This window comes from Pseudoalteromonas sp. C8, from assembly GCF_011378685.1.
GTDB lineage: Bacteria > Pseudomonadota > Gammaproteobacteria > Enterobacterales > Alteromonadaceae > Pseudoalteromonas > Pseudoalteromonas arctica.
Window position 1 is genome coordinate 46369 of record NZ_WTKT01000015.1, and the last position, 15391, is coordinate 61759.

The following is a 15391-nucleotide window of genomic DNA, read 5'->3' on the forward strand; positions in this document are numbered from 1 at the left end:
ACTTTTTTATAATAAAAAAGCATAAAAAAAGCGCAGTTAATAACTGCGCTTAATATTACTTAGTTTGCTTTACTTTTTTATAAGATAATTAAAAACTAAAGCTTACTTTTGCATAGTACGTTCTGCCGTCAAAGCCGTATGGCAATGCGCGTACAGGGTATTTAAATGCACCGTTGGTGATAAAGTTAAGTACTTCGTCGTCGCCTAGCTCGTCTGGCGTTTCGTCAAATACGTTATCGGCACCCACTGAAAGCGCAAACATGTCGTTAATTTGGTAGCTAACATTTAAATCAACTAACACAGCAGACTCAACCGTACTTGTTGGTTTAAACGATCCTGTTGGCGAAAGCTCACCTGGTAATGAAATATGGTCATTACCAAAGTATTTTACATCTGTTTCGCCAAAGTAGTTAAAGCGAATGGTTGATGTGTAGGCATCGCGTTCGTAGTCAAACGTAAGCGTTGCACGTTCACTAGGTTGTCCGTCGGTAAAAAAGCTACGTTGTAAATCATCAAAAGCAACCGCTTCAGGAATACCGTCTTCAGCATTTACGCCGTCAATTTTAGTATCGTTTAGGTTACCTGCAAAGGTTACTCCTAAATTGCCACCTTCAACTTCTGTACGGTACGATGCAATAATATCAACGCCTTGCGTAGTAGAATCAACCGAGTTTGAGAAGTAATTAGCTTGTACTGCTCCCGTTGCTTGTAGCGCTGCTACAGCGTCTGAGCTAAACGATACGTCGTCAGCCGTAAGTAAGCTGCCAAGCGTAATACGGTCTTCAATTTCTACGCGGTAAAAATCAACCGTTAGCGAAAGCTCGCTTGTTACATCGTAAACAAAACCAGCACTGTAGTTTGTTGATGTTTCAAGCTTTAAGCTGTCTACACCTAACGCACTTGGGAAGGCTGTACCGGTGTTTGCAGTGAACGACTGCGTTAATGTACCGTCTGAGCCTAAGTTAGTTGTAAAGGCTGTATAACCACTTTGTTGAAGTGATGGTGCTCTAAAACCAGTAGATACCGCACCACGTACAGCAAAGTCATCTGAAAATTCATAACGTGTTGCTAATTTACCAATTAAATCGTCGCCAGCATCTGAGAAATCTTCATAACGTAGCGCACCACTGACGTTCCATGCGTCGGTGATCATTGTTTCTACGTCTACATAAACTGCGTAGCTGTTACGGTCGCTGTCGTTAGCCGCTTCAGGGCGTAGGCCGTTATAAGCCTGAAAACCACACTGTGCAAATTGGTCTGGATCGTTTACTGATGGGTACGAGGTATCCATATTTGCTAGTCCACAGGCGTATGATGCTTCATCGCCAGGTACTATTTCGTAGTTTTCTTTACGGTATTCAGCGCCTACTGTTACATATAAAGGTTCACCACGGCCAATATCTACAATACCGTTTACATCAAGGTTAACCGTTGTTTGATCAAATCTAAAACCACCTGAGTAACCGCCACTAGGGCCTGAATTTGCTGCAATATCGGCATCGCTTGCACTTGGGTTGTTAAATAAATACTCAGCCGCGTAAGAAGCGTTTAATGTATTGCGTGATGTAAAGTCGTATTGATTTTCACCATAAACGGCCGATACATCGTAATTCCAATCTGTGTTTATATCGCCTTTAAAACCAAGCGCGACTGAAATATCTTGTGCTTCGTTATATATGCGCGGTAAAAAACCATCGCTATATACTTGGGTTACGTTTTTAGACGCTTCGTTAAAGTTACGGTAAAAACCATTACCCAGCGCCGTGCGCTCTGAGTAGCCACCAAACGAGTAAAGCTCGCCGTCGCCCATTGGTAAAGCCATGTTGTAAAATAACGATGTAAATTCACTTTCTGAGTTACCTTGGCCCCAGCGCACATCTTCACTTAACGTACCTGGTTCAACATTAAGCGAACCACCCGTATCACGCTCGGCGCGGTTAGTGCCATCGGCATCACGGTACTCAAGCGATAGGTTAATAAAGCCGCCTTCGTTACCTAATTCAAAACCACGGTTTAAACCTGCTGAAATAGTGTCGCCGTCACCTTCACTTGTGCCGCCGTATTGTACAAAACCCGTTGTAATACCGGTTGAGTTATTAAGAGATAAGTTAATTACGCCTGCAATAGCATCAGAGCCATACTGAGCCGCTGCGCCATCGCGTAATACTTCAACGCCTTTAAGGGCCGTTAGCGGAATGGCATTCATATCGGTACCCGCAGCGCCTGCGCCAACCGTACCGTTAAGGCCAAAAATTGATTGGTTATGGCGACGTTTACCATTTACTAATACAAGGGTTTGATCTGGCTGTAAGCCACGAAGTGTGGCGGGTCTAAATAAATCAGAACCGTCAGATACTTGTGTACGCGAAAAGTTAAATGAAGGCGCTGTCGCTTGCAGGCTTTGGCCAAGCTCGGTAAAGCCACCTTTGGTTAAATCATCTGCGTCAATTAAATCAATAGGAGAAGAAGACTCAGTAGAAGTACGGTTAGATACACGCGATCCTAATACAGATATTTGCTCAATGTTTTTAGCAGCTTGCACTGGTGCTTCTTCTGCGTTAACAATGCTTGGTGCGCTAAACGCGAAAGCAACGGCTACAGCAAGTGTGTTTAAACGGTATGTTGGCATAGTGACGACCCTGTTTTTTTGTGTTCTTATAATATGTGTGTGGTTATGATGCTCATAACCTGTTGCAAACATCCTAGCAACATATGCAAACAAAAAGAAATGAAAAAAACTAAATATTTGGTCTAAGTATGCAAATAAATTTCAAGATAAGAAAAAACCACCTTTAATCGATTAAAATACATGCTGCAAGGGCATTAAACTTCAAAAAAAGATATATTAACTTTTTATTTACATTGTGGTTTTGTTCGTTAGTTTACGCTTTTAAAGGTAATAGGCAGCGGATGGTCGTACCTGTCCCTAATGTGCTGTTAACTTCTATTTTTCCACCATGATCGCTCACCATAGCGTATACAAGTGTCATACCCATACCGGTACCTTCACCAACTTCTTTTGTTGTATAAAAAGGGTCAAACATATGTGCTATTGTGTCTTCACTCATTCCACAGCCATTATCTTTTACCTCAATACATATATTTGTGCCTTGTTCAAAAATACTCACCTCAATAATGCAGCCTTTTTCTAAATCAAGCTCGCATGCTTGCCAAGCGTTCATTAATAAATTTACAAAAATCTGATTAATAGATGATAAATTGCACCAAATAAGTGGTAGTGGTTCAAAGCGTGTTTTTATTTCGCACAACTTAAGTTTGTTACTCAATAATCTTAAAGCGTTATTAGCGCCAGTCGTTATATCGGTGAGTTGTTTATCTTGCGAAGAGGTGGGGTGAGCAAAGTTTAATAAGTCATGCACAATTTGTTTTATTCGTTTGAGTCCTTCAACGCTGTCGTTAACTTGTCCCTGCAAATTGTTATAAAGCCACGCATATGGATACTGTAAATTGAGTATGTCGATTTCGTGTTTAAAACGGCTCTCTTTAATTTCGTTGTTTAAGTATTGCTCGTTAAGCTTTAGCAACGTGATGACCAAAGGGGTAGAATTTTGTAAGCTTTCTATATTACTCATTGCATAGGCAAGCGGGGTATTTATTTCGTGGGCTACGCCTGCACAAAGCGTTCCTAAGGTCGCCATTTTTTCAGTTTGCACAAACAGCATTTGTTGATGTTCTAAATCGGCTACTTTTTTTTGTAATTCATTATTTATGGCAACTAAAACGGTGCTTTTATCTTTAAGTAATTGTTCTGCGGCCAAGCGCAGCTTTTGTTCGTTTAAAAAAGCACGTTCAAAATTACCATCTGATCCATTCATTCCTTTCATCCATATAGATAACTTTATACTTAATGTTTAGTTGGTTACACGCAAATTTGCAACTTTAGTGTTAGCAATTATCTACTTATGGGTAATAACTACATTACTTAGATCCAGCTATAAATAAAGGCAGGACAAACTCACCATAGAATATTTTTTTAAGCTATTATTTAGCCAGAAGTAATTTAAAGGCGGCGCAATGACTCAAGCAACACCAAACACACCAATGAATCAGGTTGATGTACTTTGTATTGATGATGACGAAATAGTACTACGTACGTTAACACGACTACTTGAAGTAAATGGCTTAACGGTTATTGTTTGCGATAATCCGCAAAACGCATTAACACTTTTTAAAAATCATGAATTTGGTTTAATTATTAGCGACATGCGGATGCCAGTAATGAACGGTGCCGAGTTTTTAGAAAAAGCGCGTGCGCTGGCACCCGACACTCAACGCATTTTATTAACCGGTTACGCCGATATACAAACAACCCTAGCAGCTGTTAATCAAGGGCAAATAAATGGTTATATTCAAAAACCATGGCAAAACGACTTATTACTTCGAAGCATTAAAGATAGCCTAGAAAAATTTGCGCTAAAAAAGCAAAACAAAAAATTAGAAACACAAGTTAAGGCACAAAACCAAGAACTACTTGAGCTAAACAACACGTTAGAGCAACGAGTAGAAAAACGTACCTTACAAATCAAACAAGTTTTAAAAAAGCTTGAAGACGCCAACGAACGCGAAAAACAAGAGCACAAATCGACCGTTGAGCTGCTATATAATTTTGTTAACGCGAATCCTTACCTTGATGGCAACAAAGCACAAAATATTGCAAATACCTGCACACAAATAGCGCTTTACCTAAACCTGTCGCAAAAAAGCATTGATCTTGCCCCAATGGCTGGTTATTTAGCACAAATAGGTTTGCTTGCTATGGACCCTGAACTTTATAAAAAACCGTTAAATCGGTTAAATGAGCAACAGCGTAAGACCTTTTATACTCACCCAAGTACTGCACAATTAATGCTAATGCCAGCAATACATTTACACGATTTGTCGGATGCTATTTATTATCAGTTTGAACGTTTTAACGGAAATGGAATGCCCAAAGGCCTTGCTGGAAACGATATACCGATAGGGGCTATGGTATTAGGGTTAGCGCGCGACTATTGGGATGCGTTTGAGCAGAGCAATGCAAGCGATGAAAAGCAGCGCCATGAGGATGCACTCGAAAGTGTAAAACTTTATAGTGGTTCGTTTTACCACCCTAAAATAGTTCGTGCGCTTGAAGCAAGCCATGCAAAACTACACGAACAAAAAAGTTCAGCAGGATCAGTATTAATTTGTAATGCTCATGAACTCAAAGATCAAATGATACTCGGCCATGCTCTGCACAGCCATTCGGGTATAATGCTGCTGCCTAAAGGTCATGTGTTTAGCCGCAAATCAATAGAAAAACTGCAGCAACTAGAATCTAAAAAACCAGCCCCATTTAGAATTATGGTTAAAACTGCTAAATGATTGATCTAAACGGCAGTTTTTTTCGTTACAATGTGCATAAAATACATTATTGAATTTGCTTGAAGGAGCACTCTGTGTCGCGATTTTCTGCTGTTACTGACAATCCCCATGATGGGCGTTTTAACCAAAAAACGGGAATACTACTTACTAACCTAGGTAGCCCTGATGCACCAACAGCTGCTGCGCTTCGTATATACTTACGTGAGTTTTTATCAGATCCACGCATTGTAGAAATACCACGCCTAGTATGGATGATAATTTTACATGGCATTATTTTGCGTGTGCGCCCTAAGCGTTCGGCTAAATTATACGAAAGTATATGGACCGAAAATGGCTCACCGCTTACTCACATTACTCGCCAACAAAGCGTAAAGCTAAATACCTTATTAAAAGAACAAGGTTATACCAATACTGAAGTGGTAATGGCTATGCGCTATGGTAATCCCTCAATAGAGGCCGGCCTTGAGGAGCTTCGTGATAAAGGCTTAACGCGTATTATTATATTGCCAATGTATCCGCAATATTCTAGCCCAACCACGGGTTCAACGTTCGATGCTGTATCAAGCGTACTGCGTAAATGGCGCTGGGTGCCAGAGCTTCACTTTATTAATGGCTATCATAAAAACACCCGTTATATTGAGTCACTTGCTAATAGTATTAGTGAGGATTTAGAAGCGAATGGTATGCCACAAAAAATTGTTTTTTCGTATCACGGTATGCCTAAACTCTTCTTAGAGCGCGGCGATCCGTACCATTGCCTATGTTTACAAACCACGCGCTTAGTTGTCGAAAAACTAGGTCTTGATAAAGACAAAGTAATTAGTACTTTTCAAAGTCGATTTGGTAAAGCCGAGTGGTTAAAGCCCTACACCGATGCAACGCTTGAAGCCCTGCCTGATGAGGGTATTACCGATGTAGCCATTATCAGCCCTGCTTTTAGCGCCGACTGCCTAGAAACACTTGAAGAGCTAGAAGGTGAAAACCGTGAAATATTCGAAAATGCAGGCGGCAAAAAATACCGTTACATAGCGGCACTAAACGACAGAGACGATCATATAGAAGCTGTGTTTGATGTTATAAAACCTATGTTGTAACCCAAGCTTACTAAAGCACATAGCTAAACATATTTCGCATTAAGCGGTGTTAAAATTAACACCGTTTTTTTGTTTTTAGGGCTTTTAAAATTTTGTTGTAGAGGGGCAGCCATGGCAGCATGTAAAAACATAGTTTTTAGGTGAGTAAGTAATCAAAAGCTGTGCTTCTCGTGTAAGAAAGTGCTCTACAAGTCATACTCTTAAACTTTGGTATAAACACCTGTAGACGTGCAGCTTGCTGGCGTTTAAAAGCAACGCTTTTACAAAATTGTTAAGCTACATATGTATCAAACCCTATACACAAAACAAGGAGAAGCTAAGCTTCTAACGTGAGCAAGCTCTACATCTACAAAACAACGTATTACGTCAAATTCGATGCAATGTTTACCGTAGACGCGCAGCTTTTTGGCGAGTAAAAACGTAGTTTTTTTAATAATAATTAAAATAAAAACGTATTGTGGAGGGGGAGAATACCTAAGCAACAGCAATTAAACGCTATCGCTTAAAGTATAAATCAATCGCTTTAGTGAGGAGCTCGTCGAGTTGTTCTTCAAATTCTTCAATATTAATATCAAAGTGCTTTAAGTAAGCCCGAGCCTGCACAAGGGATAAATTACGGCTGTTAACGCTATATTGTCGCTCGTCTATGGCTTTATCGTAACGAGGTAAAAATACAAATTGGCCATAAAATGGTGACTTAATATGTTTATTTGCAAAACGACAAAAATCTTCAACATGCTCAGCACCCTTAGGGCCAAGGCAACCGGGCTCGATGCGATACATTAAGCGAATTTTTTTGTCGTCATTTATTTGCATATAAAGCCTTTATCTAAAAAACAGTACGCGTACTATTTTTCCATCTTTAATTTGGTAACTCGAAATAAGTTCTGAGCGTTTATCAACTACCTTTTCGTCAGTTGAGCAGGTTTCTGATAGTTCGTGATCAATCACTATATCACCGTGCACTATGCGCTTAATTGGTGATGAGTGAATACACTTTAACTTTTTAAACATTAGCCCATAACGTTCTATTAGTTTTTCTTTACCTTTAAATAATAGCTCATTAGGGAAAATATAAAACTCAACATCTTCGGCATACACACGAAGAAACTCTTCAATGTTACGCGCGTTATACGCTTTAACTAACTGCTCTACTACCGCAAGTGATTCGCGCGATTGCTTAGCTTTAGTTTGTTGCTTAACTGTCAGCGCTTCTTTTGCTTGCGTAACTGCTTTTTCAGCTTCGGCTACAGCCACTGCTTTTTCTATTTTATTTTTAGGCTTTTCAGTAGGTTTAATCTGCTCGTTACCCAATACCTTTGAATCGTCTGGTTTAGTCGCATCAATTGTTGGCTTTTTAAGCTCAGGTGCTTTGTATTCAAGCGTATTTACTTTGTCGTCAGCTTTGACTTGAGTTACTGATTGCTCATCTTCAACTTTTGGTTTTTCAACGTTTGCTTGAGCTTCAACTTGCTGCTCTTTTTGCTCAGGCTCGCTTTGTTCTGCGGCGTAAGTAATAAGCGCAACGGTGGTAATTAACGAGGCAAAAATAATAGATAACGGTTTCATAACTTTCCTAAAATGAACACTAAACACGTGTAATACCAATTACATTAAATAAGCGATCTATTATAGCGTCAAGAAAATAGCACTATAACAAGGCGAAAATTATGACATATAGTTGTTCTATATGAATAATTTTTAACGCAGTTAGTGAGTTATTTAATGCGATAGAATGATCATATTTTTGATAAAATTGGCATAAGGGTGCAACATAGCAAATTTTAACGTTATCGGGTAGTTAATACCACCACTGTAGCTTACCAGTACTGCTCTACGGTAATGTTACCGGGTGCTTTGCGGCGGTTACGCGTAAAGTTTTTATCGAGAAGTAGCGCGGTTGTGTCTTTTACCATTTGTGGATTTCCGCAAATCATAAATTGCGCGTTACTAGGCTCAGGGTTTAATTTTACATGTTTAAACAAGCCGTTGCTCTCAATAGCGTTAGTAATCCGCCCACTTAAGCCTTGTAATGGCTCTTCTCTACTTACAACAGGAATATAGTTGAGTTGTTCTGGGTACACTCTTAATAACTCGTTAATAAGTGCCTGATAGCTTAAATCGTTATTAAAACGTACACCATGGACTAAGTTTATGCTTTTGTATTTTTTCCACACATCGGGCTGTTGCAATATTGATAAAAAAGGCCCTATGGCAGTGCCAGTACCTAACATCCAAAGCTGATCGCTTTGTGGTATTTCATCAAGGGTAAAAAAACCAGTTGCGCGTTGTTCTATAAGTACGGTTTCGCCAGGCTGTAATTTAGCTAAACAGGGCGATAATAAACCGTCAATAACGTTAATAAGGTAAAATTCAAGATCGGGATTTTCAGGGGCATTCACATATGAATAAGCCCGAGCAATACGCTTGTCGCCATCCATAATAGAAAGCTTTGTAAATTGCCCTGCTTTAAACGGCTCTACATTAGCATTAACGGTTAAGCTAAAGAGCGTTTCGCTCCACCATGTTACGCTTTTTACTGTTGCTTCAACCCAATTAGACATAGTTACCTCTTGGTTTAGCCATTAAAGTTTTAAATAACTCACTCCATAAACATTAGCATTAAGTGACAAAGACTTACAGGAGAATATGACTAGATTTAAAGCAGTAATGTATGCAGAATTTACCAATAAAATAATGTGAATAATTAGCTCTGCGATGCTGTATACGTTGAGCTTGCTCACGTCAGAAGTGAAGCTTCTAATTACTTAACTCATGATCACAAAGATAAACACAATCCCAAAATGGATATTCCTCAGCTTTATTCACAAGCCCAGCGCGTAAAGGGTTAGCGATTATATAACGTGCTTGGTTAATTAAATCATCCTCTGCTTTAAGCTGGTGCTCAAAATAGTTTTGCTGCCAAATTTGCCCATTAGAACAATTAAACTTATTAATGTTCACCGTGGTAATACTTTTATATTGCCTTACAACGTCATTAAGAGGTAAATCTTTCAATTGAAACAACCAATGGAGATGATCTGGCATTAGGGTATAGCAGATTGTATTCACCTTATTTTGCATATAAACCAAACCTCTTGTGGCAATACATGCATTTTCAAAGCTCTTGAATAACGGAGTTCTTTGTTTTGTGCATATTGTTACAGAGTAAAATTTATTTTTTGAGGAGTGACGTCCTGTTAATAGCTTTTTAGAGGAATACATAAAGATTTTAATTTATTGGTTTTTATAAATATAGATAAAATGTGTTATACGACAAGTTAAATAAAACCACGGCGTTAAGTTTGGCGGTAGGCGTAGAGCTTGCTCACGCGAGAAGCGCAGCTTCTAATTACTCAACCACCTATAGTAAAAGCGTTGCTTTTAAACGCCAGCAAGCTGCACGTCTACAAGTTAAATCAAACCACAGTGTCAAGTTTTGTGGTAGGCGTAGAGCTTGCTCACGCGAGAAGCGTAGCTTCTAATTGCTCAATCACCTATTGTAAAAGCGTTGCTTTTAAACGCCAGCAAGCAGCGCGTCTACAAGTTAAATCAAACCACAGTGTCAAGTTTTGTGGTAGGCGTAGAGCTTGCTCACGTGAGAAGCGCAGCTTCTAATTACTTTGTATATATAGGAGTAATTGTATGTGTGGTTTGAATTTTGTAAAAGCGCTGCTTTTAAACGCCAGCAAGCAGTGCGTCTACAGGTTAAATCAAACCACAGTGTCAAGTTTTGTGGTAGGCGTAGAGCTTGCTCACGCGAGAAGCGTAGCTTCTAATTGCTCAATCACCTATTGTAAAAGCGTTGCTTTTAAACGCCAGCAAGCAGCGCGTCTACAAGTTAAATCAAACCACAGTGTCAAGTTTTGTGGTAGGCGTAGAGCTTGCTCACGTGAGAAGCGCAGCTTCTAATTACTTTGTATATATAGGAGTAAATGTATGTGTGGTTTAATAATTTTTGTAAAAGCGTTGCTTTTAAACGCCAGCAAGCTGTGCGTCTACAGGGATTATGACCTCTAAAAATTTAACTATTCACCACACATAAAAAAACGGTGCTAAATTTAGCACCGTTTTTATAAGCAATTAGAAAAAGTTTACGCTTTTTTCTCTTCACAACTTGCTAGGTATTCGTCAAACGTACCTTGGAAGTCGATTACTTTTTTATCTTTAATATCAATGATACGCGTAGCTAATGACGATACAAACTCACGGTCATGGCTTACAAAAATAAGCGTACCTTCAAAGTCTTTAAGCGCATTGTTAAGCGCTTCAATAGCTTCCATATCCATGTGGTTAGTTGGTTCGTCCATAACAAGCACATTAACGTCTTGCATCATTAACTTACCAAATAACAGGCGGTTTTTTTCACCACCAGAACAGTTACGCGCTTTTTTGTTTGAATCGTCTGCTGTAAACAACAAACGGCCTAACATGCCACGAACCATTAAATCGTTGTGCTTAGCTGTACGCCATTGCGACATCCAATCAAACAACGTTAAATCGTTTTCAAAATCTTTTGTGCTGTCTTGCGGGCAATAACCAAAGGTCGCATTTTCAGACCATTTAATTTCGCCTTCATTACTTTTAAGCTCATCTACTAAACAGCGTAAAAATGTAGTTTTACCCACACCATTTTCGCCAATTACAGCAAGCTTAGCGCCAGCTTCTAGTAGTAAGTCGCCACCAGTAAATAACGTTTCGCCATCAAAACCATGGCCAAGCTTATTAACTTCAAGCGCTTGACGATACATTTTTTTACCTTCGTCAAACGAAAGTGATGGGCTCATACGGCTTGAAGATTTAACTTCATCAAGCTTGATTTTATCCATTTTTTTAGCGCGCGAACTCGCTTGTTTAGCTTTTGAAGCGTTAGCACCAAAACGGTTAACAAAGTCTTGTAGCTCGTCAATTTCAGCGCTCTTTTTAGCGTTTTCAGCTAAAAGTTGCTCGCGTTGTAGGCCCGCAGCATCTAAAAACTTCTCGTAGTTACCAGGATAAATACGCAGCTCGCCGTAATCAATGTCGGCCATGTGTGTACATACCGAGTTTAAAAAGTGACGGTCATGCGAAATAATAATCATCGTACATTTACGTTTGTTAAGCTCGTTAGCAAGCCATGTAATTGTATGAATATCCAAGTTATTGGTAGGTTCATCCAGTAGCAAAATGTCAGGATTTGCAAATAACGCTTGTGCTAAAAGCACACGTAATTTCCAACCTGGTGCTACGTTTGCCATTAACCCGTAATGAAATTCTTTATCGATACCCGCTTCAAGCAAAATTTCTTCAGCGCGGCTTTCTGCCGTGTAACCGTCCATTTCAGCAAATACGCTTTCAAGATCGGCTACTTTCATGCCGTCGTCTTCGCTCATTTCTGGTAACGAGTAAATACGTTCGCGCTCTTGCTTTACTTTCCAAAGCTCCACGTCGCCCATAATTACCGCGTCTACAACGCTGTATTGCTCAAAAGCAAACTGGTCTTGGCTTAGGTTTCCTAATTTCAACCCTGGAGTAATAGATACATTACCCGCACTTGGAACAAGCGCACCGCTTAAAATTTTCATGAAAGTCGACTTGCCGCAGCCGTTAGCGCCAATTAAACCGTAACGGTTACCGTTACCAAATTTAGCTGAAATGTTTTCAAACAACGGCTCTGCGCCAAACTGCATCGTAATATTTGCGGTGGAGATCAAAAAGGGTAATCCTAGATTAGTACTGACAGGAGTACGCTGCAGCAACACGCCACAAACAAGAACCAGACAATAGGGTAAATTAGCTGGCGAATTATACAGATCAGCCACAACTAATGAAAGATAAAAGGCAGCTAATTTATAACCAAGCGAAAATAACGGCAATTCTCGTTTTTAAGCCACTATTTTTAGCGTATGTAGTGTTGAATGTGCTTACAGCCACAATGTAAATAATTACTAACGCCAGGCAATATTAAAGAAGTGTTGCAGCTAAAGAGCTAAGTTATTGCCCATGCTTTAATGCACAGGTTGATAAATTAACTTTATAGCAGCCGCATTTTTAGTAATTAATTGATTAATGGTCGCCACGTCATCAAGTGTTAGCGACTCCTTGCTTAGCATAAAATGCACATTGTTAACGTTAATCGGTGTAATAGACTTTACCTGCGTAATTGAGGGGTGTTTTTTTACAAAGTACTGCGCAACCACTGAGTCTTCAATAACATAGTCGATTCGTTTTTTATCTAACATGCTAAATCGATTATTTGCTTGAGCAGTAAGCACTACCTGTGTTGAATACTTAGTTTTTAGTTGTTCAAGCTCGTTACCAGAAAAGCTTCCTCGGTTAATACCAGCTGTAAACTCCTTACTAAAAAGCTCAGGTAAGCTTGTCACATCAGGCGAGTCTTTATGTTTATAAAGATGCATAACTTCTTCGCGGTAGGGCAAACTAAAGTGCGCATATTGAGCGCGTTTTTTTGTGTAACTTGCCGCGTAGGTCATATCTACTCGGCCATTTTTAAGCTCAGCTTGAACACGCGAAAAACTCGGAAAATAAGTCCATTTAATACAAAATTTTGAATCTTTAAAAATAGCGTTTACAGCATCCACTTCTGTGCCTAAAAATGTATCACCTTGTTTAACAAGATAAGGCGGCCAATTGGTTTCGTTAGTGCCCATTACTAATGTTTTTGAACACGCAAGGGCATTAAAGTGAGTAAATAGCAGTGTAGTAAATGCTAAAAATAAAGTTTTCATTACACTCCTTAAATTAGTGTTCAAACAACGCTTTAAGTGCTGTTTTATTTTTGTTTATATATTCATTAATTACCGCAAGCTCAGTAACCGACACCGTTTGTTTGCTAAACATTAAATAAATATCGTCTTTATTTACATGCTCAATATTGGTTACTAATTTTATATTTGAGCCTTTTTTGCCAAAATAAGCCCCCACTAACTCGTCTTCAATAGCAAAATCAATACGTTGTTTATTAAGCATTTCAAAGCGTTTACTGGTTGCACTGGTGTATTCAATCTGCTTTTTATATTTAGTTTTATATTGCTCAAACTTCTCGCCGTAATAGCTTCCAAAGTTAGCGCCAACAATAAAGCCTTGTTTAAAAATGTCTTCGAGGTTTTTAACACTATGCTGATTATTTTTGTTTTCGTATAAGCGCATAACCTCAGTTCGGTAGTTATCACTAAAGTGCACATATTTAGCGCGCTCGTCTGTATAACTTGCAGCCCATCCTAAATCAATACGGCCGTATTTAAGCTCAATAAAAGCCCGCTTAGAATTTGGCAGTAACTTAACTTCAAAACAAAAAGGGGAGTCAGCAAATATAATGTTAAGCGCATCAACCTCCAAGCCTTGCAGCTTACCGTTAATGCCCATTACATAAGGCGGCCAAAAAGCATCGTGCGATGCCACGCTAAAGGTTCTCTCACAAGCAAATACATTAAATGGAGCCGTAAACAGCAAACATAAAAATACAGTAATTAATTTATTCATTGCGCCTCATAGTTATTATTTTTGCTTATTATTACAACAGTATAAACCAGCTTTTGTATTTTAGCGGCGCGGGCTTGTTAAATTTGTAAATATTCCGTTAAAAATTCATTTTTAGGATAAAACAACTAAACTAGCGTTGTTGGTAGCTTTATCTATGGGTACACTAATAATAAATTTATACATAGCAGGGCACGTTATGTCACCAGCCAAAATACGCAGTGATGTTATAAAACTCAGTGAATTAAGCACTAAAAAACCAGATTATTACTTTATCCAAGGCTACTTAATGGGATTAGGTGTATTACCTCAACTACTTGTTCCCAGTGAGTGGCACCCAGATCTATTTGGAGAGTTTAATATTCAAAACGAGACTGAGCTAAAATACCTCGAAAGCTTAATGGCTCTGTATAACCAAAGCATGGATAAAATAATTCAAAACGAATTAAAAATGCCAGCAAAATGCAGCCTATCTAAACAAGACTACCGTGAGTCACTAAAGCCGAATATGCCCCTACCAAATTACTGTAAAGGGGTTTTACAGGCGCTTAAACACATAAATAAACGTGCACTTAATGCACTACAAAAACAGGCTGTTGATAGCCTAAGTGGCGTTTTAAAAGCTTTTACTAGCGAAAAAGCAGCGGCAAAAGTATTTGGTGAATTTGCCCAATACAATGCTCAAGAATACAAACGTAATTATGTTTATTACATGGCCGACGCTATTTTTGAGCTTCGCTTTAGTAACGACCTAACTTTAAGTGATGAAGATGAGGCCGAATTTAACAGCACCTTTTTAGACGAAGAACCAAATGAATTAGATGAGCTTGATGAATTACTTGAACTGGTACTTGCCGATACAGAGCTAAAAGCACTTGAACCAATGCAAATGCTTTTAGAAATAATGGAAAGTGGGCTCATAACAAAGCAATTTATTAAAGACAACACCGGGTACTTTTGGGGCTTGCACGAAACCCGACCTTATATGATGCTTCGCGCGCATCGAGCCAAAATACACGCACTGCATGGTTATACCCAAAAAGCGCAATCAGAACTCGAAGAGTTATTAAAGCTAAACCCAAACGACAATCAAGCAAACCGCTTTTTATTAATGAACTGCCTAATTATTAATAAACAATGGGAAAAGTTAGAAGCGCTATTGGCCGACTTTGATTTTCAAGAACTACACACAACAGCAAGCCGTGCGCTAAGTGCTTTTGTAAAGCATGGTGATTCAAAACCAGCTAACGATTACAAAAAAATGCTCCAGCAGCAAAATAAACACTTTACCAAAATACTCACCGGCCAAGAAAAACTAAAAGAACAACAGCCGCCATATTTCAGCCCAGGCAGTAAAGAAGAGGTAGGTGTTTATCTTGATTCGTTAGGTAAACAAGCGTGGATTTCGGTGCCTGCGAGCCTTTTTTGGTTGAGAAAAAAGTAATAACAATTCG

General features: G+C 39.0%; 12 protein-coding genes. 3 read left to right on the top strand and 9 right to left on the bottom strand.

Features of this window, described 5'->3' with window-relative positions; translation table 11 throughout:
* Nucleotides 1-88 precede the first annotated feature (88 nt).
* Both GQR39_RS14550 and GQR39_RS14555 read right to left on the bottom strand, forming a co-directional pair.
* On the bottom strand, nt 89-2629 hold the full coding sequence (locus GQR39_RS14550) for a TonB-dependent receptor (RefSeq protein ID WP_165735967.1): 2541 nt from the start codon (nt 2627-2629) through the stop codon (nt 89-91).
* Between the two features lie 253 nt (nt 2630-2882).
* Nucleotides 2883-3836 carry a HAMP domain-containing sensor histidine kinase gene (locus tag GQR39_RS14555; protein ID WP_165735968.1) on the bottom strand — a complete coding sequence of 318 codons (954 nt, stop codon included), beginning with the start codon at nt 3834-3836 and terminating at the stop codon, nt 2883-2885.
* A gap of 199 nt (nt 3837-4035) precedes the next feature.
* Between GQR39_RS14555 and GQR39_RS14560 the strand changes: the two genes are divergently transcribed.
* A complete protein-coding gene (locus GQR39_RS14560) occupies nt 4036-5364 on the top strand; it encodes an HD domain-containing phosphohydrolase (RefSeq protein WP_165735969.1) in 1329 nt (442 codons plus the stop codon).
* A 74-nt stretch (nt 5365-5438) separates the two neighbouring features.
* A complete protein-coding gene (gene hemH / locus GQR39_RS14565) occupies nt 5439-6458 on the top strand; it encodes a ferrochelatase (RefSeq protein WP_007583511.1) in 1020 nt (339 codons plus the stop codon).
* 495 nt (nt 6459-6953) lie between these two features.
* Here hemH and GQR39_RS14570 read toward each other — a convergent pair whose 3' ends face one another.
* The 7 genes from GQR39_RS14570 to GQR39_RS14600 all read right to left on the bottom strand — a co-directional run bounded on the left by GQR39_RS14570 (nt 6954) and on the right by GQR39_RS14600 (nt 13940).
* A complete protein-coding gene (locus tag GQR39_RS14570) occupies nt 6954-7274 on the bottom strand; it encodes a hypothetical protein (protein WP_010555512.1) in 321 nt (106 codons plus the stop codon).
* A gap of 9 nt (nt 7275-7283) precedes the next feature.
* Nucleotides 7284-8027: a nuclear transport factor 2 family protein gene (locus tag GQR39_RS14575; RefSeq protein WP_165728790.1), complete on the bottom strand. Its 744-nt coding sequence runs from the start codon at nt 8025-8027 to the stop codon at nt 7284-7286.
* Between the two features lie 251 nt (nt 8028-8278).
* A complete protein-coding gene (locus tag GQR39_RS14580; protein WP_165735970.1) occupies nt 8279-9022 on the bottom strand; it encodes a ferredoxin--NADP reductase in 744 nt (247 codons plus the stop codon).
* A 196-nt stretch (nt 9023-9218) separates the two neighbouring features.
* The gene (locus tag GQR39_RS14585; protein WP_121954143.1) at nt 9219-9683 is read right to left on the bottom strand and encodes a transposase; all 465 of its coding nucleotides are present in this window, start codon (nt 9681-9683) and stop codon (nt 9219-9221) included.
* An 869-nt stretch (nt 9684-10552) separates the two neighbouring features.
* Nucleotides 10553-12151: an ABC-F family ATPase gene (locus GQR39_RS14590; protein ID WP_010555514.1), complete on the bottom strand. Its 1599-nt coding sequence runs from the start codon at nt 12149-12151 to the stop codon at nt 10553-10555.
* 294 nt (nt 12152-12445) lie between these two features.
* Complete coding sequence (locus GQR39_RS14595) at nt 12446-13186, bottom strand: transporter substrate-binding domain-containing protein (RefSeq protein ID WP_165735971.1); 741 nt, start codon at nt 13184-13186, stop codon at nt 12446-12448.
* A 13-nt stretch (nt 13187-13199) separates the two neighbouring features.
* Nucleotides 13200-13940, bottom strand: coding sequence for a transporter substrate-binding domain-containing protein (locus tag GQR39_RS14600; protein WP_165735972.1), 741 nt, complete (start codon nt 13938-13940; stop codon nt 13200-13202).
* 196 nt (nt 13941-14136) lie between these two features.
* On the opposite strand from GQR39_RS14600, the gene GQR39_RS14605 reads away from it, so the two are divergent.
* Complete coding sequence (locus tag GQR39_RS14605) at nt 14137-15381, top strand: UPF0149 family protein (protein WP_165735973.1); 1245 nt, start codon at nt 14137-14139, stop codon at nt 15379-15381.
* Nucleotides 15382-15391: the final 10 nt, after the last annotated feature.

Coding starts and splice junctions, on each gene's coding strand:
- GQR39_RS14550 (WP_165735967.1), bottom strand. CDS start 2,629: ATGCCAACATACCGTTTAAACACACTTGCTGTAGCCGTTGCTTTCGCG.
- GQR39_RS14600 (WP_165735972.1), bottom strand. CDS start 13,940: ATGAATAAATTAATTACTGTATTTTTATGTTTGCTGTTTACGGCTCCA.
- GQR39_RS14575 (WP_165728790.1), bottom strand. CDS start 8,027: ATGAAACCGTTATCTATTATTTTTGCCTCGTTAATTACCACCGTTGCG.
- GQR39_RS14585 (WP_121954143.1), bottom strand. CDS start 9,683: ATGTATTCCTCTAAAAAGCTATTAACAGGACGTCACTCCTCAAAAAAT.
- GQR39_RS14595 (WP_165735971.1), bottom strand. CDS start 13,186: ATGAAAACTTTATTTTTAGCATTTACTACACTGCTATTTACTCACTTT.
- GQR39_RS14560 (WP_165735969.1), top strand. CDS start 4,036: ATGACTCAAGCAACACCAAACACACCAATGAATCAGGTTGATGTACTT.
- GQR39_RS14555 (WP_165735968.1), bottom strand. CDS start 3,836: ATGAATGGATCAGATGGTAATTTTGAACGTGCTTTTTTAAACGAACAA.
- GQR39_RS14570 (WP_010555512.1), bottom strand. CDS start 7,274: ATGCAAATAAATGACGACAAAAAAATTCGCTTAATGTATCGCATCGAG.
- GQR39_RS14580 (WP_165735970.1), bottom strand. CDS start 9,022: ATGTCTAATTGGGTTGAAGCAACAGTAAAAAGCGTAACATGGTGGAGC.
- GQR39_RS14605 (WP_165735973.1), top strand. CDS start 14,137: ATGTCACCAGCCAAAATACGCAGTGATGTTATAAAACTCAGTGAATTA.